Origin of the sequence: Kocuria sp. CPCC 205297 (assembly GCF_040981035.1) — a bacterium.
Lineage (GTDB): Bacteria > Actinomycetota > Actinomycetes > Actinomycetales > Micrococcaceae > Kocuria > Kocuria marina.
This window is the reverse complement of the sequence record NZ_JAVKPY010000010.1, coordinates 53,994-71,549: the sequence shown is the minus strand read 5'-3', so window position 1 is coordinate 71,549 and position 17,556 is coordinate 53,994. Positions and strand designations below refer to the sequence as shown.

14 protein-coding genes are annotated in these 17,556 nt (G+C 71.3%); 5 read left to right on the top strand and 9 right to left on the bottom strand.

Going from position 1 to position 17,556, the window contains the following annotated elements; translation table 11 throughout:
- The first annotated feature begins 3 nt into the window (after positions 1-3).
- Complete coding sequence (locus RF650_RS10580; RefSeq protein WP_368814883.1) at positions 4-534, top strand: gluconokinase; 531 nt, start codon at positions 4-6, stop codon at positions 532-534.
- A gap of 167 nt (positions 535-701) precedes the next feature.
- On the opposite strand, the gene rlmC is transcribed toward RF650_RS10580, so the two are convergent.
- The gene (rlmC, locus tag RF650_RS10575; RefSeq protein ID WP_318541124.1) at positions 702-1,841 is read right to left on the bottom strand and encodes a 23S rRNA (uracil(747)-C(5))-methyltransferase RlmC; all 1,140 of its coding nucleotides are present in this window, start codon (positions 1,839-1,841) and stop codon (positions 702-704) included.
- A 124-nt stretch (positions 1,842-1,965) separates the two neighbouring features.
- On the opposite strand from rlmC, the gene RF650_RS10570 reads away from it, so the two are divergent.
- Positions 1,966-2,919 carry a hypothetical protein gene (locus tag RF650_RS10570; protein ID WP_242670499.1) on the top strand — a complete coding sequence of 318 codons (954 nt, stop codon included), beginning with the start codon at positions 1,966-1,968 and terminating at the stop codon, positions 2,917-2,919.
- Positions 2,920-3,134: 215 nt separating this feature from the next.
- Positions 3,135-4,886, top strand: a complete 1,752-nt coding sequence (locus RF650_RS10565) for an alpha/beta hydrolase (protein ID WP_368814882.1) — start codon at positions 3,135-3,137, stop codon at positions 4,884-4,886.
- Positions 4,887-5,048: 162 nt separating this feature from the next.
- Here RF650_RS10565 and RF650_RS10560 read toward each other — a convergent pair whose 3' ends face one another.
- The 8 genes from RF650_RS10560 to RF650_RS10525 form a co-directional block, all read right to left on the bottom strand.
- Positions 5,049-7,817 carry a glycoside hydrolase family 2 protein gene (locus tag RF650_RS10560; RefSeq protein WP_368814881.1) on the bottom strand — a complete coding sequence of 923 codons (2,769 nt, stop codon included), beginning with the start codon at positions 7,815-7,817 and terminating at the stop codon, positions 5,049-5,051.
- Between the two features lie 5 nt (positions 7,818-7,822).
- Positions 7,823-8,929: a DUF1839 family protein gene (locus tag RF650_RS10555; protein ID WP_239321254.1), complete on the bottom strand. Its 1,107-nt coding sequence runs from the start codon at positions 8,927-8,929 to the stop codon at positions 7,823-7,825.
- Positions 8,926-9,867: a hypothetical protein gene (locus tag RF650_RS10550; RefSeq protein WP_368814880.1), complete on the bottom strand. Its 942-nt coding sequence runs from the start codon at positions 9,865-9,867 to the stop codon at positions 8,926-8,928. Before RF650_RS10550 ends, RF650_RS10555 begins: the two co-directional genes overlap by 4 nt.
- A complete protein-coding gene (locus RF650_RS10545; RefSeq protein ID WP_368814879.1) occupies positions 9,864-11,069 on the bottom strand; it encodes an acyl-CoA dehydrogenase family protein in 1,206 nt (401 codons plus the stop codon). The genes RF650_RS10550 and RF650_RS10545 overlap by 4 nt, the downstream gene beginning before the upstream one ends.
- A complete protein-coding gene (locus RF650_RS10540) occupies positions 11,062-11,316 on the bottom strand; it encodes an acyl carrier protein (protein ID WP_064845610.1) in 255 nt (84 codons plus the stop codon). The genes RF650_RS10545 and RF650_RS10540 overlap by 8 nt, the downstream gene beginning before the upstream one ends.
- Positions 11,317-11,398: 82 nt before the next feature.
- Complete coding sequence (locus RF650_RS10535) at positions 11,399-11,854, bottom strand: holo-ACP synthase (protein WP_098053640.1); 456 nt, start codon at positions 11,852-11,854, stop codon at positions 11,399-11,401.
- A complete protein-coding gene (locus RF650_RS10530; protein ID WP_368814878.1) occupies positions 11,851-12,996 on the bottom strand; it encodes an alpha/beta hydrolase in 1,146 nt (381 codons plus the stop codon). Before RF650_RS10530 ends, RF650_RS10535 begins: the two co-directional genes overlap by 4 nt.
- The gene (locus RF650_RS10525; protein ID WP_368814877.1) at positions 12,984-14,657 is read right to left on the bottom strand and encodes a hypothetical protein; all 1,674 of its coding nucleotides are present in this window, start codon (positions 14,655-14,657) and stop codon (positions 12,984-12,986) included. The genes RF650_RS10530 and RF650_RS10525 overlap by 13 nt, the downstream gene beginning before the upstream one ends.
- Before the next feature lie 523 nt (positions 14,658-15,180).
- Here RF650_RS10525 and RF650_RS10520 point away from each other — a divergent pair.
- Positions 15,181-16,440, top strand: a complete 1,260-nt coding sequence (locus tag RF650_RS10520; protein WP_131333603.1) for a glycosyltransferase family 4 protein — start codon at positions 15,181-15,183, stop codon at positions 16,438-16,440.
- A 51-nt stretch (positions 16,441-16,491) separates the two neighbouring features.
- A complete protein-coding gene (gmd, locus tag RF650_RS10515) occupies positions 16,492-17,532 on the top strand; it encodes a GDP-mannose 4,6-dehydratase (RefSeq protein ID WP_368814876.1) in 1,041 nt (346 codons plus the stop codon).
- The last annotated feature ends 24 nt before the right edge of the window (positions 17,533-17,556 follow it).

The following is a 17,556-nucleotide window of genomic DNA, read 5'->3' as shown; positions in this document are numbered from 1 at the left end:
GGGGTGAGCACGGACATCGCACCGCTCGTGGTGGTCATGGGCGTCTCGGGGTCGGGCAAGACCACGATCGGCACGCTCGTGGCCCACGAGCTGGGTGTGGACTTCATCGACGGGGACAGCCTGCACCCCATCGAGAACGTCCAGAAAATGGCCTCGGGCACGCCGCTCGACGACGACGACCGCTGGCCCTGGCTCGAGATCGTGGGCCGCGCACTGCACGAGCGGGGTGAACAGCACGAGGGCATGGTGATCGCGTGCTCCGCGCTCAAGCGTAAGTACCGGGAACGGATCCGCTCGCAAGCGCCGTCGGCGTTGTTCCTGCACCTGGACGGGTCCGTGGCGGTGCTGACCCGGCGGATCGAGGGCCGCAGCGGGCACTTCATGCCGGCCACGCTGTTGCAGTCCCAGCTGGACACCCTCGAGCCGCTCGCGCAGGAGGAGGGCGGCTACAAGCTCGATATCGATCAGTCCGTGCCGGATATGGTGAACGAGGCGGTGACCAAGCTGCGGGCCATGGCGGCGGCGAACTCGTAGTCCGCGCCTTCGCGGTGAGCATCCGAAGCGTCCCAGGGTGCTCGACAGGGCACCCCGGGACGCTTCTTCGATGCGCGTGCCCGTCCGCGACCCGGGACGACGGCGCTGGGCCCGGCGCCGTCGTCAGCCTCGCCGGGTCGCCGGCACCGAACCGGTAGTCCCGCCCTTCACCCCCTGCGCAGCAGGACCGCGACCTCGTAGTGTCCGGTGTGGGGAAACATGTCCAGCAGTCGTGCTTCCACGGGCCGCAAGGACGGCATCCGGCCCAGGTCCCGCGCGAGCGTCGTGGCGTTGCACGACGAGTACACGACGTGACCCACCGATGAGTTCTCGAGCCACGCACACAGGGACGCTTCCAGCCCGCGGCGGGGCGGGTTGACGATCGCGAGCTCCGGAGTGCCGGGCAGATCCGCGGGGGTCGCGGCGGCGTCGTCGGCGAGGAAACGCACGGAGCCCGGACCCTCATCCGGTAGCTCCATGGCGCGGGCGGTGTCCCGGGCGGAGGCCACGGCCTCGGCGGAGATCTCGGTGCCCACGACCTCGCGCGTGGGAGCGGCGACATGCAGCGCGAAACCCCCGACCCCGCAGTACAGGTCCCACACGCTCGCCGGGTCCACGGCGTCCACCCAGTCCGCGACCTGGCGGTACAGCTGCTCCGTGACCCGTGTGTTCGTCTGGAAGAACGAGCGCGGCCGGACTCGCAGGTCGATGCCGTTGACCGGCATGATCAGCTCGCCCTGCCGCGAGAGCAGGATCTCCTCGGCGCCCTCGATCACGGCCTTGTGCTCGGGCTGGATGTTCACGGAGAGCACGTCCGCGTGCGGCACGAGCTCGCGCAGCAGATCCGTGTTGTCCCGGATCTTGGCCAGCTGCCCGGTGCTGCGCAGCACGAACCGGATCATGAGCCGCCCGTCCGGGTTCCCCGTGACAATCAGGTGTTTGAGCTCGCCGCGCCGTTTGGCCACGTCGTACGGCAACAGCCGCACCCTCGCGATGAACTCGGCGAGCGCGTGGATCGCGCGCGTCACGGGTTCGGGGTAGAGCGGGCAGTCGCGCAGGTCGATCCCACGGCCCCCGCGGTCCAGGATGCCTAGGGTCGGTGCGCCGACCTTCCCGGCCACGACCATCTTGGCCTTGTTGCGGAACCCCGCCTCCACGGACGCGACCGGCTCGAGCCACCGCGGCTCACCGTGTGAGTCCACGAGGTCGCGCACGAGCTGTTGTTTGCGAGCGAGCTGCCGCGCGTAGGGTACCTCGATCACCGTGCAGGATCGGCACAGGTCCCGATCGTAATATCCGCATTCCACCCGCTCGATTCTACGACGACGCCGCACGCGCCCCTTCCCCACTCGGGCCGCCCGCCCGCTGGTAATCCCGGCGGTATCGTGACAGCGTGGCACGGACACCGCCCCTTCCGTCCGAGGACCTGCCATGAGCACCCCACACCCCTCCCCCGCCGCGATGCGCGGCCGCAAGGACCCCGCACTGGGCGTCCGCCCGGTGGACTACACCTCGTGGCGCCCTTCCGAGCGGCAAGGGGACGCGGACGCCGCCGGCGATGACTCCGAACCTCGGGCCGGAGCAGCGCCGGACGGGACGCCTCGGTCAGGTCCCGGGCCCCGAACAGTTCCCGGCGCGGACGGCACCCGTGCTGTTCCTGCCGCGGGCGGGGCACCCAAACCGGGCCCCGGGCCGCGCACGGTCCCCGCCGGGGAACCCACCACGCCCATCGCGTCCGAAGCACCACGCGAGCTCACGGTGGACCCGCAGCTCGCAGAGTTCGTTCGCCTGTTGCGCGCGGGCATCACCCCCGACACCACTGCCCCCGAGCGTGCGTTCTACACCGTGGACTCCGATCTGTCGGGGGCCCCGGCGCTCGAGGTGCCCGCGGACGGCGTCGTCGTACAGGGCGTGTGGGACGTGAGCGAGAGCGCGCTGCAAGCCGTCGTGGCGGACCCCGAGGACACCTGGACCGCGGACCTCGGGCGCACCGACTACTACGTGCGCGGCCGGCTGTGCGTGCAGGTGACCCGGGCGGAGCACCGCGTGGTGGGGATCTACCGCAGCGGGTGGGCGATCGCCCGGCGCCCGGACGAGACCTGGGCGGACACCCCCGACTCCCTCGAGCACACCGGCGCGAAACCCGGGGGCAGCGGCACCCGCTATCCCACCAACCGCAGGGAACTGCTCGAACGGTTGCGCGGGGCGGGCTTCGAGGTCACCACGTCCGGGCCCACCCACGGGAAGATCACCCACCCGGACGTCCCCGGTAGGTTCCTGCCGTTCTCCTCGACACCGTCCTCGCAGCGCTATGGCCGCCACGTGACCACCGCGGTGAAGCGGGTCTTCGGGATCGACCTGCGGGACCCCGCGAAAACCCGGTAACTGCCCTAAGTACCCCCTAAAGGGAGGGCAGGCATTTCCCCTCGGGAACCCCGGAATCACGTGCCAAAGGCGTATGCTTTTGCACAGTTCACTCCGCCCGTCCCGGGGAAAATGGTTAGTCTGGGCAAAAGTTCGTCAGGGGGCAAGCGCGTCGAGGTTCTTGGGGAAGAACCGGACGCCCGCGGCGGAGACACGTATTACTTGGGGGATCATTCATGCTCACGTACTCGCAGCTGCGCCGTTCCAGGCCCGGCCACCGCTCACGCGTTCGCGAGGAGGACTCCGTACGCCACGGGTGGGTGCCTGCCGGGAACCGGTGGATCGCGGTGGACGTGCACGAACCCACGGCCACCGAGCGCGGCGGGACCGTCATCATCGTGGGGTCCCCGGGACGCGACCGCGTGACCCTGACCCGCAGCATGATCCACACGGCCCGGGCGCTGGCCGCTCACGGGTGGCGTGTGGTGCGCCTCGACTGGTCCGGGACCGGTCAGAGCCCCACCGCCGAGGAAGCCGTGGACGCCGGACTGTGGGTCGACGACCTGACCACCGTCCGCGATTGGGCGAGCTCCCACGGTCCCGTCCACGGGGTGGGCTTCAGCCTGGGCGGCACCGTGCTCGCCGCCACCGAGGATCATGGCTGGGCCTCCCGGCTGGTGCTGGCCCCCGTGTCCGGTAAGCAGTGGGTGCGCCACCAGAGCGCGCTGCGCCGCATGGGCGGACCCGACCTACCGCCCCGCGTGAGCGAGGGCACGGAACTGATGAACCTGCAGCTGTCCTCGCACGGCGCGGCCGCGCTCAAGGCGCTTCCCGAGCCCGCGGACGGTCCCGATCGTCGGATCCGCATCCTGTCCGACGAAGAAGCAGGCGCACTCCCAATCAACGTGCACCCCCGCGCGGCCGCCGTCCCCGCCCGTCTGATCGCCACCGTGCGTGCCGCGCTGGACGCCGCCCCGGCCGGGACGACGCCGGATGACACCGCTCGTCCTGACGGGGACGGCCTGGTCCCCGAGCAGGAGATCACCGTGGACGTGGCCGGGACACCCGTGGTGCTGCGGCGCTCGACCAGCGGGGCCGCCCGACGCCCGGCCATCATCACCGAGCCGGTGACCCGCGACCACGACGCCCCCGGGCTGGCGTTCATCTCCCCGGGTTCGGAGGTCATGGAGGCCTCCGGCGGTCTGTGGCTGCGCACCGCGCTGCTCGCGTCCGCGCGCGGCGCCGTGTGCTTGCTCGCCGAACGCTCCGACACCGGTGAGCTCGTGCGCTCGGACATCACGCAGGACTCCAACCCGTACGCTCACCACACCCTCACCGAGTCCCGGGAACTCGTGATGCACCTGAGCGAACTCACGGACGGTCCGCTCCTGGGGGCGGGCATCTGTCTGGGCGCGTGGGGCCTGGTGGCCTCGGCCCACGGACTGCCCGCAACCGTGAGCGAACGACTCACGCTCATGGTCATCAACAACGTTGCGTGGCAGCGGGCACCGTGGCGCTACTGGCGCCAGGGCCTGCGCGGCGGCCCCCTGGCCCCAACCCTGCCCGGGCAGGACGAGGCGGCGGCAGCGCGGTCGTCCACTCCCGCCGCCGACGACGCACCCGCCGGCTCCCGCTGGGATGCCGTCCTGGCCGGGCTCAACGCCTACGTGGGGACGACGGCGCGCACCGTGGTACGCGGCACCCGTCACCGCGCCCGCAACGCGTCACCTCGGGTCAATGCGCTCGCGGCCGGGGTGGGGGTCATCGACGTCCCGCAACCCACGCTGCGTCGGCTCGCCAAGATCCCCGGACTCACGGTGGACGCGGTCTTCGGACCCGCCGATGCCAAGCACTGCGGGGTCACACCTCAGCGCCTGGGCCCGCGCAGCACGCTCACCGTCCTGGACCCGTTGGACCACTCGCTGTTCGCCACGGAATCGTGCCGCCGGATGGTGGATTACGTCCTGGCGTACGTGCCCGAGGTGTGAACCGCGGCGTGTACGGGACAGCGGGCCGATGACAGCCGCCGGCAAATGACTCAGGAGCCCCGCACGGGTGGCGTTGCCAGCACGTGCGGGGCTCTCTCGTCGATACGGCTCATGGGGCCGTCATGAGGTGACGCTTCACCTGGCCCGTTGATGGATCGTCGGCTACTCGGACTCGGCGCCCACCGGAACCGATGGGACGCCCAGCGCCCGCACCCGCGTGGCCGCACGACCCTCGTCGGTGAGGGCTCCGCTGACCGGAACGTGCACCGTCTCACCCGGGAGCACATGGACGTAGCCGTCCTCGGCCACGGCCCCGCGGGGCAGGTCCAGCGCCACGAATCGCGCAAGTCCGAACGCCGTCACGGCCACCGACCACTCCCCCTGTTCCGTCCTGACCCAGTGAGCGTCGAGTCCCGGATCGGGTGCATCGTTGCGTCGCGGTCCCCCGGTCAGGTGGACGTCCCGGGCGAGCACGCGACCGGAGGGGTTCACGAGCTGGGCGGACACGGCGTCGTACTCCCGCTCGCCGAAACCGTACGCGTGGTCAAGGTCCCGGAACGTACCGTCCGCGAGGTCCGCGCGGATCACGGTCTCGCCGCGCGCGGGCACCGTGACCGGGATGTCGAGGGGTTGCTGGCAGCCGCCGTGCACCGTGGCCACGGTCAGTCGCAGCGTGGCCGTGAGCGGAGTCGGGCCGTCGTTCCAGACATGGACGGGTAGTCCGTCGCCGCCGGCGGGGAGGAAGGACACGGCCACGGGCGCGCACGCCCGGCGCATCCCGTACCACGCGGCGGTGGGCCGCCCGGAAGCATCCAGGACACCCCACCCGGGCCCCGCGGCCATGGACAGCGCCGAGAGCACGAGCGCTCCCCGGCACGGCGACTCCTCGCTGCGCCACTGGGCGAAAGTCCGCTGGAACACGTGGGCGAGCGCGGCGCGCTCGTACTCGAGGCGCTCGACGTGACCCGCCCCTGCGCCGTCGGACGCGGGCTGCCCCGGGGTCGCCAGACCGGCGTCCGGATCGCTGTCCCGGTCCAGGAACAGTCGGTGGACATAGATCGCGGTGGTGTCCTCGAAGGTCCATTCCGCCCCCGGGTCGTGGGCGACACCGGCGCGCCACGCGTCCGCGGAATCCCCATCGTCCTGCGGACCGTCCGTCCCGAATTGCTCCCGCACCGCGGCGGGTTCCGGCGGCACCGCGAAGGCCAACGCCTCCGCCGCGAACCGCACCCCGCGGACCACCGCGTCCTCGAGCGGTCGCCCGTAGGCCCCCACCCCGAAGTAGTGGGACACGCCGTCGGCCGCGTCCGTGGGAGCGACGGTCGGCACCGATGACGACGCCGCCCGCTCCCCCGAGGCCTCGCCCGTCTCGTACGCGTGCTGTGCGGCGTCCAGGTCCGCGTCCGAGCACGGAGAGGACGGGACGACCACCACGTCCGCATCGGCCTCCCCGACCGCGCGGGGAACGTCCCGCAGGACCACGTCCGTGCGCCACTGCTCGGCGGGCCGGCCCGCGAGCACGGGGGCCTGGATGACCTCGGTGCCCCCGGAGATCACGACCGTGGACGGATGAGAGGCCAACCGTGAGGCGAGGTATCGGACCTCGTGGCGCAGCCCGGCGCGCCACTCGGGATCGTCCGGCGGGTCCTGAGGCCCCAGGGCCACGTCTTGCCAGACCATGAGACCCAGCTCGTCGCAGGCGCGGTGGAAGTCCTCGGTCTCGTAGCACGCCGTTCCCGGGACGCGGATCATGGTGCTGCCGCCCGCGTGCAGGCGTTCCAGCACGTCGCGGGTGCGCTGCGGGTCCGCGGCCACCTCGAAGGGGTCCGCACCGGCCCACACGGCACCCCTCGCGAACACGGGGACGTCATTGATCCGCAGGGCCAAACCGCGATGGTCCCGGTCCCGCGGTTCGGCACACACCGACCGGAACCCCACGGCGTACGTGCATTCCCCCTGCCCGGTGCGCACCCGCACCCGGTACAGCAGTTGCTCGCCCATCCCATGCGGCCACCACAGCGCGGGGTCGGGCACGGTCACGTCCACACTGAACGTTTCGCGCGATGTGGCATCGGACGCGGTCACGACGCGCTCGGCGGTCACCGGCTGCGCGTCCACCTCATAGGGAGGCTCCACGGTGATGTGTACGGTTTCACGCGCATGTTCCACCGCAGCGCCGCGGGCCACCGGAACATCCGGGTCCGCTGAGCATCCGACGCCCGCCAGCTCCGTGGCCGCGCCCGCGCTCCCGGCCGTGTCCGCGTAAAGATCCGGGGTCGTACCCGCGGTCGGGCCGAGTTCCACGGTCACGACGCCGCTACCGTCCTCCCCGACCCGCGTGCGCACCGCGCGCGGTACGAGTCCGAGCGAGGGGTGGGGAGTGTCGTCGTCGGCGGAAGAAGGAAGTGGGACAGCGCGCAGGCCGCCCCACGGACCCAGCACGGGCAGCGCACCGGGCCAGTCGATCGAGCCGATCAGCGGGGTGCGGCGCCACCGCAGGGAGCGGTCGGACACGAGCGGCGACAACCAGCGGGCGCGCGGCTTGCGCGGCACGCTCACGGACGCCGTGGGCAGGACCCGCAGGGCGATCTCACACGGCCCGGACGGCAGCTCCACGATCACGTCCCACGGTGCGAAGGCACTGTGGGACTCGTGCACGACCCGGTCCGCGACCAGCAGCTGCGCCACGGTGGCCACGCCCGTGGACATGAACCGGTGCCGACCACCGGCGGTGGTGAACCGGGTGCGGTACTCCCACACGGTGTCGGGACCGTCAGTGGCCAGCACGGTGGCCACGCGGTCCTCCCCGAGGGCGTCCCGCAGGGCACCGGACACCGTCCCCGGGACCCGCGCGGGAATCCCACGAGCGAGGGCATCCCCCGGGTCCTGCGACGGGTCGAGGCGCCGGAGCGTCCACGCGGCGTCGCGCACCCCGGTCACTCCCCCAGGCCCAGGGCCTCACGCACCGCGCGCATGCCCGCGGTGTGCCCGGCCACGAACGCCTCCGCGGACGAGTCGATGCGCGGTGTCCTGCCCGAGGCCGCCCGGGCCAGCTTGAACTGCAGGGCCTTGGCGGCGCCGGCGGCGGCGTCGAACTGCTCGGCGGCCTCGATCAGCTGCTCCGCGTCCAAGTCGCTCGGCCACTCCTGCGCACCGCGGGACAGGTACCGGCACGCGTGGGCGGCGAGCCCGGACGTGAGACCGGCCTGGCGCGTCGTCGCGAACGAGTACTGGTGGAAGTACTCCATGCCCCGCTCGGCGAGCACCGGGACGTGCTCCCGGATCGCGGCGACGAGCCGGTCGGCCGGATCGGGGTGCGCGGTATTGCCCGTCCCGGCGTCCGGGGCGCGGCGCACGTGCCCCCGCGCGATCTCGACGGCGCGCTGCCACAGCGCCTCGGGCGCCAGGGACCGGATGCCGTCCAGTCGCACGAGTTCCACGTACGGGTACGGGACCCACCCGGAACCCACACCCGTGCCCAGCGCGTTGTCGAGGTCCTCCCCGTGCAGCACGTGGACACCGTCGTTGTGCAGGTAGACGAGTTCCCCCGCGACCGGATCCAGGCGCAACGGCACGATGGACGTCTTGGTATGGACCCGCCCGTAGGACACGCCCTCGGTGTCCGGGAGGTGGTAGGCGTCCACCTCCACGATCAGGGCGTCCCCGCGGGACATCACCAGCTGCACGTGTTCGGCCAGGGGCCGCCACGTGTCGTACTCCCCCACCGTGAGGCCGTAGAGCGTCTCGAGATCCTCCTGCCGGGGCTTGAGGAACTCCCACTGGTCCCCCAGGAAGTCCGCGCTGAACGCGGCCCCGAGCATGGGCAGCGGGTCCAACCCGAGGGTCGCGGTGAGACCGATCCACACGTCCATGTAGCAGTTCGTGGGTGACCACGGTTCCGCCGGGTCGTGCAGGACGGAGCGCGGTGCGTTCGCCACGGTGAGCGACTCGCACCCGCGCACGGCCAGGACCTCGTGGCCGAAGGGCTCCCGCACGGACGCGGTACCCGCCGACCCACCGTGGTTCACGGTCACGGCGGTCATGGCAACCCCAGTTCCTGACGCACGGTCGCGGGCCACGCGGCGGTGTCGAAACCGTGGCGCATGGCCAGGGCCAGGGCCACCCGCTCCAGACCGAAGCCGAAGCACGCGGAGTGGGCCACGGCGCCGTCGGCGGTGCGCAGGTGGAAGCTCTCACCGAAGTGGTCCTCGTGCAGGTTCGCCGAGGCGATCGCCGTGGGGTGGCCCGGGTAGACCTCCGTGAGGATCTCGAACTTCAGCTGCGCCTCGCGCTGACCCGCGCTGAGCAGCTTGCCCGCGCGGCCGAAGAACGGGTCGTTGGCGGTGTCCGCCTGGACCTCGAGCCCCAGGGAGCTCAGCAGGTTGGTCCCCGCCTCGAGCCACTTCTCGCGGTGCTCCCGGGCCTCCTGCGGCGTGCCCAGGCACACCGCCTCGAACATCCGGAAGGTCACGAAACGCATGGGGTCCGGGCTGGGCTCGTGGCGGTAGCACTCGCCCACGAGCTCGAACACCGAGCCGTCCACCTGCGAGCCCTCGAGGTACGCGTACAAGGGGTGGCACACCGCGGGGACCAGCGCGTGGCCGGCCGGGGTGAGCTGGGCGGACCAGTCACCGTGCTCCTCGTACGTGCCGAGCAGCTCACGGTGGGCCTTGTTGTCGCCCTCGAACGCGGAGATGGTCCCGAGCAGTTGCGGGAAGGACGCGACGTAGTCCGTGCGCTCGAGCAACCGGGTCCCGTTGACCGGTGGGAAGCGCAACCGGCGCGTGCCGGCGTCCGGGGACAGCCGCGCCGCGACCTTGCGGGCCGCGGCGGCGATGCCCTGCACGACGTCCTCGGCCTGCGGACCGAGCCCGGTCACGCCGTCCCCGAGGGTGGGCAGGAACCAGCCGTGGGCCTCGAGGCCCTCGCGGAAGGTGTCCTGCAGCTGGGAGAGGTCCTGTGTGGTGTCCGTGGCGCTCATCGTTGCCCCCTGGAAACGAGTTGGAGTGTGGCGGTGTGGAGCAGGATGCGGTCGTTGTTGACCATGACCGAGGGCCCGATGCTGTCCCGGTACAACCGGGCCAGGCTCACGGGCGAACGATTGGCGAAAGCGGTGATGCCCACGATCACCATGGCGTCCCCCACGATCCGGCGCACTGCTTCCGCGCCCGAGACCTTGAGGGTGTTCATGGCGATCGCGAACTGCATGGACTCGGTCACGGCCGGATCGTCCCACGCGGCCTCGTAGCGGGCCACGCTCGCACGCACCACGTCCGTCATGGACTGCAGCTGCACCTCGAGTTCCGCGAGCCGCAGCGCGGACGGCGGTGTGGTCCCCGGGGTCTTACGCGCGGCCTTTTGCACCACGGACCGGGCGGTGAGCCCGGCCTGGGTAGCCATGCCCAACCACGCGGAGGCCCACAGGCAGTGGGCCGCCGGGAGCATGGTCTGCGCGGAGATCATCTCGAACAGCACCGTGAACATGGCGTCCGCGGGCGTGGTGGCGTCCAGCTCGAAGGACTCGGAGCACGTGCCCCGCATCCCCAGGGCGTCCCAGCCACGCTGGCGGTCCAGCTGCAGGTTCTCGGCCTCGACCACCAACAGCACCTGGTCGCTCGACGCCGCGTCCTCGCTGCGCCGCGCGGTCACCAGGATCGCGTCCGCGTACGCACCGTAGGAGATCACGGGGCAGCTCTTGTGCAGGGCCACCCGGCCGTCCTCGATCGGGCGCACGGCGCACGTGGAATTGCGGGTGTCCCCGCCGATCTGGGCCTCGGTCGTGGCGGAGGCCAACAACAGCCCCTCGGTGGCCACACGGCGGGTGTAGTCCCGCAGGAAGTCGGTGTCCGCGTGGCGGGTGAGGCACAGCACCTGGGAGTGGTGCATGGCCAGGATCATGGCCGTGGAGGTGCACTCCCGACCCACGCGCTCGAGCATCCGGCACAGCTCGGTGATGCTGTAGCCCAGCCCGCCGTCCGCCTCCGGGATCGGCGCGGCCAACAGGCCCTGGGCGCGGGCCTCCTCGATGGCCTCCCGCGGGAACCGGGACTCCGAGTCCACCGCGTCCGCGAACTCGCGCGCCACGGCGGCCACGGCCTCCGCGCGCGCGGCGACCCGCTCGGCCCGGTCGGTGTCCTCGGCACCCCGCTGCGGGGTGTCGGTCAGTACCGCATGATCAGTCATTGTTGATCGCCTCCACGGCCTCGGTGATGGAGTTGATGGACGTGAACGTGGCCTTGGTCAGGCGCTCCTCGGGGAACTCGATGTCGAACTCGTCCTCCAGGCCCAGCATCACGTTCACGGACGCGTGGGAGGTCATGCCTGCGCGGTACAGGTCCGCATCCGCGGCGATCGTCCCGGCGTCCTCGGACAGCTTCCCGTGCTGGCCCAGCACGGAGCGGACGGTGGTCTCGATGGCGGTGGAATCCATGGGGTGAACCTCTTTCGGTTGATGTGGTGGTTTTCGATGTCCGCGCCCCGGGTACCGGTCGGCGCGGTGGTCTGGCCTCCGGTCAGGGCTGAGGTGAGCGGATGGCCAGGGCCACGGCCATCGCGAAGCCTCCGTCGTGGGACGTGCTCACGCTCCACGCCCCGAGTCCGGCGCCGCGGGCCAGGCGGGCGGCCGTGCCCCGCAGTTCCACGCGAGGGGCACCGTGGGCGTCCGAGCGGATCATGATCTGGGGCCAGGCCACGGCGTCGTCGGCGCTCGGGCGCAAGACCTTCAGCACGGCCTCCTTGGCCGCGAAGCGCCCCGCCACGGACTCCGCCGCGAGCGGGCGTCCGTCCGGACGCGTGAGGTCGGCGATCTCCTCGGGCGCGAACAGTGCCCGCAGGTACCGCTGCCCGCGCTGCGCGAGCGCTTCGGCCACGGGCGCGACCTCCTGCAGGTCGCACCCCACGCGGGGTACGCCGACGACACCGTCCCCGGCCTCGGTCCCGCGTGTCACGGTCACGGGCGCGCTCGTCACGACGAGCTCCGTGAGGTCACGTCCTCGAATGCCGAGGGCACCGACGGCTGGGGCGAGGTGCGCTTCACGCCCACCCGATCGGCCCAGCGCCCGAGGGCGACCGTGGCCGCGGGGGTCCAGCACGGGAACTCGTGGCCGCCGTTGCACTGGCCCGCCTGGCCGTACTCGGTGTACTGGTAATCCACTCCCTGTGACTCGAGCTCGCGCGCCATGGTCACCGTGGTGTCCTTCAGAGCGGGTTCGATGTCCCCCTCCTGGCCGTTGCCCCGGCCGGCGAAGAGTTGCACGTGGACATTCTTGAGCTCCCCGCTCCGGACCGCGGGATCGTTCGCACGCCACTGTTCCTCGGTCGTGATCGAGCCGTTGCCGAACACCGAATCGGTGCGGCCCGTGGCCTCCTGGGATCCCGTGGCGATCGTCTGCTTGGCCTCGTCCGAGGACAGGTCCAGTAACCCGGACAGGCTCACGGCCTCCCCGAAGAGATCGGGACGTTGCTCGGCGTAGCGCATGGCGCCGTACCCGCCCATCGAGTTGCCGATGATCACGCGGTGCTCGCGGTCCGCCCTGGTGGACAGGTGCTGATCCACCCACGGGACCACCTGGTCCAGGTGGAATGTCTCCCAGTTCTGCGTGAGTTCCTCCTGGGACGCCCAGTCCGAGTACCAGCCCACCTTGCCCCCGCTCACGATGACAGTGATCACGGGCAGACCCTGGGTGAGCTGCTCGGCCTGACCCGCCTCGTACCACTGCAGGGCAGGGGACTCCGTGGCACCGCTGCCCGGGAGGAGATACACCACCGGGTACTTCTTCGCGGGGTCGTAGTCCTGCGGGGTGATCACCACCACCGAGTTGCGCCCGCCCGGGGCCTCGGCGGAGACCTGGTCCGTGCTCACCGCGAGTTCCGCGGCCCGCTCCGAGAGCCCCTGCGCACCCGTCACGGTGATCCCGTGGGACGGTTGCGTGAGTTGCTGCGGGTCCGCGAAACCCACCCGGGACAGCGCGGCGTCGTCGAAACCCAGGCTCTCACCGGAGGAGGACGGCGCGTGGTCGCCGGACCCGCCGGCCGCGCAGCCGCTCAGCAGCACGGCCGTGAGGGCGCACCCGGCGAGCGCGCGGGCGCTGCGTGTTCTCAGACGGCGCACGGGACGACCTCCTCGGCGGGCGAGGGGCTCAGGCCCAGGGCGGCGTCCACGATCTCGAGGGCCGTGAGGCGTGAGGCGTGGGCCTGGAGGGAGTGGTCCAGGGCGGGCACGTGGGCCACCCTGATCCGGCGGCCCTGGCGCTGCAACCGGGCCAGACCCTCCTCCCCGCGTTCCTGCTGGAAGAGCAGACCGTCCTCCGGCCCGAAGTAGAACGTGACCTCGGCGCCCCGGGACGCGTACTCCATGACCACCTCGGGAACGTTGGGGATGTTGCGCCGGCCCAGCACGAGCCACGCGATGTACGGCATGCGGCGGCGCACCCGGTCCTTGGCGCGCGTGCGCCAGCTCGTGGTGACCTCCACGTCGCTCATGGTGCGCAACTGTTCCAGCACGGCGTCCACGTCCCAGTTGCGATAGAGCTTGTCGTAGTAGCTCTCCGCCGCGCGCCACGCCACGTTGTTGAGCACCACGCGGGTGGTCATGGCGCTCGTGGGCGGGGCCATGGCGACCAGCCAGCCGCCCACGCACAGCCCCACCCCGGTGACCTTCTCCCCGGTGCGCTCGGCCAGCCACGCGGCACCCAGGTCCAGGTCCGCCACGCCCTGCCCCGTGTAAGGGTTGATGTCCTTGACCTCATCCAGGCCAGCGGCGTCACCGCAGTGGTGACGCTCGATGCGCAGCGCGGGGACACCGCGCGCGGCGAGTCGGCGTGCCTGCACGGTCCACAGTCCCGTGGGCCCGTCCTTGGGGTCCGCGGACGGCGGTGCGAGCACCACCGCGCCGGCCCCGGTGCCGTCGCGGCCCACGGGGTGGGTGTAGGAGGCCGGCAAGTGGTCCGGGCCCAGCTCCAGCAGGTCCTCCTGGACCTCCGCGCCGAACTCCGCCACATGGAAGCACGCGGTCGTCGTGGGACGCCAGCCGCTCACGTCCACCCAGTCCTCCCTGTGGGACGTGGTGGGGACGGAATGGTCCAGTCGACCCACGAGGGCGGCGATCGCCTCCGGGCTCGCCTTCGCGTAGATCGCGGCCACGCCGTATAACTTCTTGGCGATGCGCCGGTCCTCCTCGCGCACCGTGATCAGACCCGGCATCTTGATCTTGCGGGGATCCGGTAGGGCGCGGATGGCCGCGGCTTCGGCGTCGGTGAAGTGTGCGCCGCCGATCTCCACGCCGTCGGGGACCTCGGGCGGCAGGATCAACCCGCTCGTGCGCCGCAGGCCCGTGTACTGGCGCATGTAGACGGCGCCCGAGACCGGTTCCCACAGCACGCGCCGATCGAACGGCAGGGGTGAGGTCGCGAGCACACCCGCACCGATGCGCAGCCCGATCCCGTGCACGGGCAGATCAGGTCCTACGAGCTCCCGCGCGGCACGGTGGGCCACCGCAAGGTCCTCGTGCCACACCTCGAGCGGGTTGCTCAGGGCCGGACGCGCACCGGATTCGGAGGTCCCGCTCCACGCCAGGCGGATCACGAGCCACCCGGATTCCGCGGCGCGCGCGGCCACGAGGCGCATGCTGCGGTGACTCACGACCTCCTCGCGCGCCAAGGCCGGCGCCACGATCACGGCGCCGCGCACACGATCGTCCGCGGGGCCGTGGACCCACGCGTGGAAGGTGTGGTCGTGGTCCGTCACGAAAGTTGCCTGCCCGGCAATACGCATGAAATCTCCCCCAGTTCTGCTCCGGTGCGCCTCAGCCGCGCCCCTTCGCCCGTCCCCCGTGGCGATGGGTGCCCTCTCGAAGACCGGGCCCCACCCCGAAGTGCGGATCGATGCCCCGAACTCCGCGTCACTTCCGCGTTCCCCCGCGGGAGTCGTGCATGTTTGCACTCATAAAGCATAGCCAGGGAGACGCCGGTCGTAACCGAGATTACCGTCCCCTAATGTGTGTTTTTACATCAAGATCACTGTTTTTCGCGCTCCCACCTGAGGCGATACCGACGTGTACCTATATGAGCCCACACAGAATTGTCACCACTGTGGTGTTAGGTGCTTGTGCACACGATTATGATGGCAAACGTCGGGACACGCGGGATTCGTGTTTCGGCGACATTCACCGCTCCCGGTGGGACAGCCATGAGGCATCGCTGCACCACGTGGCGCGGAGGCGGACTGGGGAAGTCCGCCCATTCGGGAAAGGCGGCAGCGGCTGAGCTGCTCCGCTTTTCATGGGGGAGGAGATAGCGTGGCAGCACGCGTCCTGATCATCGGACTCAACTATTCACCGGAACATACGGGCATCGCGCCGTACACCGCCGGCATGGCTCGCGCGCTGCGCGAGGAGGGATGGGACGCCCGGGTCATCACGGGTCTCCCGCACTACCCGCAGTGGCGCGTCCACGAAGGGTATTCGCACCGCCGCGCCGCGCACGAGGAGATCGACGGCGTACCCGTCCTGCGCGTGCCGCACCCCGTTCCCCACGACGCCGGACAGCTGCGCCGGCTGGGAATGGAGATCGTCTTCGGTCTGCGTGCCGCGACCGCCGCGTGGGGCGATCCCGACGCCGTCGTGGTCGTGAGCCCCGCCCTGTTCTCGTCCGCGATCGTGCGGGTGCGCGCCGCGCTGAGCCGCACGCCGGTCATCGCGTGGGTGCAGGACATCTACACCGCCGGGCTCACCGAGACCGGCGCGGCGAGCGGACCCGTGGCGCGCGTCATGCGCGGTATCGAGAGCACCTTCCTGCGTTCGTGCCAGGGGGTGGTCGTGATCCACGACCGCTTCTCGGACTACCTGCGCCGCGAGATGGCCGTGCCCGCGCGCCGGATCAGCACCGTGCGCAACTGGACCCACATCTCCCAGACCCCTTCGGTGGACACCGACGAACTACGGCGTCGTTTCGGGTGGGGCGCGGGCGACGTCGTCGTCCTGCACACGGGCAACATGGGGGCCAAGCAGGACCTCGCGAACGTCGCCGCGGCCGCGGACGTGGCCGAGCGCACGGGAGCGCCGCTGCGGTTCGTGCTCGTGGGCGGCGGGCACCAGCGCCCGCAGCTCGAGGAGCTGGCCCGGCGCACGCCGCGCTTCGAGGTCCTGCCCGGGGTCGACGACGAGACCTACGCCGGACTGCTGCGCGCCGCGGACGTCCTGCTGGTCAACGAACGACCAGGGCTCAAGGAGATGTGCGTCCCGAGCAAGCTCACGAGCTACTTCACCGCTGGCCGTCCCGTGCTCGCGGCCGTCGAGGCCGAGAGCCCGTCCGCCGCCGAGCTCGACGCCGCGGACGCGGGCATCCGTGTGGCGCCCGGGGATCCCGAGGCACTCGTGGCGGGCGCCCTGCAACTGCACGAGGAGTGGATCGCGACCGGCGGCGCCACGCACCGCGGCGGACGCCGCTACGTGCGCGACGTGCTCAGCGCCGGCGCCGCGGTCCGCGCCTTCAGCACCGCGCTGCGCGCACTGCTACCCACTGAGACCACCGCGCCTGCGGCGGCACTGCATTCCTGATCGGCCGGGACACCCGTCCCGACGTACCACGTCACACAGGGGAGACCACTCATGACCAAGAAAGCACTCATCACCGGCATCACCGGGCAGGACGGTTCCTACCTCGCGGAGCTGTTGCTCGCCAAGGGCTACGAGGTCCACGGCCTGATCCGCCGCGCGTCCACGTTCAACACGTCCCGCATCGACCACCTGTACCAGGACCCGCACGACCCGCAGGCGCGGCTGTTCCTGCACTACGGCGATCTTTCCGACGCCGCCCGTCTGGTCACGCTGCTGGGCGAGATAGACCCGGACGAGGTCTACAATCTCGCGGCCCAGTCGCACGTGCGCGTGTCCTTCGACGAGCCCGAGCACACGGGTGACACCACGGGCCTCGGCACGGTGCGTCTGCTCGAGGCCGTGCGCCGCGCCGGGGTGAAGTGCCGCTTCTACCAGGCCTCCACGTCCGAGCTGTTCGGGGCCACTCCCCCGCCGCAGAACGAGGACACCCCGTTCTACCCGCGCTCCCCGTACGGCGCGGCCAAGATCTACTCCTACTGGATCACCAAGAACTACCGCGAGGCGTACGACATGTTCGCCGTGAACGGGATCCTCTTCAACCACGAGTCCCCGCGCCGCGGCGAGACGTTCGTGACCCGCAAGATCACGCGTGCCGTGGCCGCGATCGCGGCGGGCAAGCAGGACCTGCTCTACATGGGCAACCTGGACGCCGTGCGCGACTGGGGCTACGCGGCGGAGTACGTGGAGGGCATGTGGCGCATGCTCCAGGTGGACAAACCGGAGGACTTCGTGCTGGCCACGGGCCGCCCGTCCACGGTGCGCGAGTTCCTGGAGACCGCGTTCGAGCACGCCGGGCTGGACTGGGAGAAGCACGTCCGCTTCGACGACCGTTACCTGCGCCCCACCGAGGTGGACGCGCTCATCGGTGACCCGTCCAAGGCCGAGCAGAAGCTCGGGTGGAAGGCCACGGTGCACGCCCCGGAGCTCGCGCGGATCATGGTGGACGCGGACCGCGCTGCCCTGGAGTGCGCCGGTTCCCCGTGGATCGACACCGTGTCCGAGCGCATCTGGACCCCGGAGCACGCGGCGTGAGCGCGGACGTGACGAACCGCCGGG

Coding starts and splice junctions, on each gene's coding strand:
- RF650_RS10570 (WP_242670499.1), top strand. CDS start 1,966: ATGAGCACCCCACACCCCTCCCCCGCCGCGATGCGCGGCCGCAAGGAC.
- RF650_RS10565 (WP_368814882.1), top strand. CDS start 3,135: ATGCTCACGTACTCGCAGCTGCGCCGTTCCAGGCCCGGCCACCGCTCA.
- RF650_RS10555 (WP_239321254.1), bottom strand. CDS start 8,929: ATGACCGCCGTGACCGTGAACCACGGTGGGTCGGCGGGTACCGCGTCC.
- RF650_RS10550 (WP_368814880.1), bottom strand. CDS start 9,867: ATGAGCGCCACGGACACCACACAGGACCTCTCCCAGCTGCAGGACACC.
- RF650_RS10545 (WP_368814879.1), bottom strand. CDS start 11,069: ATGACTGATCATGCGGTACTGACCGACACCCCGCAGCGGGGTGCCGAG.
- RF650_RS10540 (WP_064845610.1), bottom strand. CDS start 11,316: ATGGATTCCACCGCCATCGAGACCACCGTCCGCTCCGTGCTGGGCCAG.
- RF650_RS10525 (WP_368814877.1), bottom strand. CDS start 14,657: ATGCGTATTGCCGGGCAGGCAACTTTCGTGACGGACCACGACCACACC.
- gmd (WP_368814876.1), top strand. CDS start 16,492: ATGACCAAGAAAGCACTCATCACCGGCATCACCGGGCAGGACGGTTCC.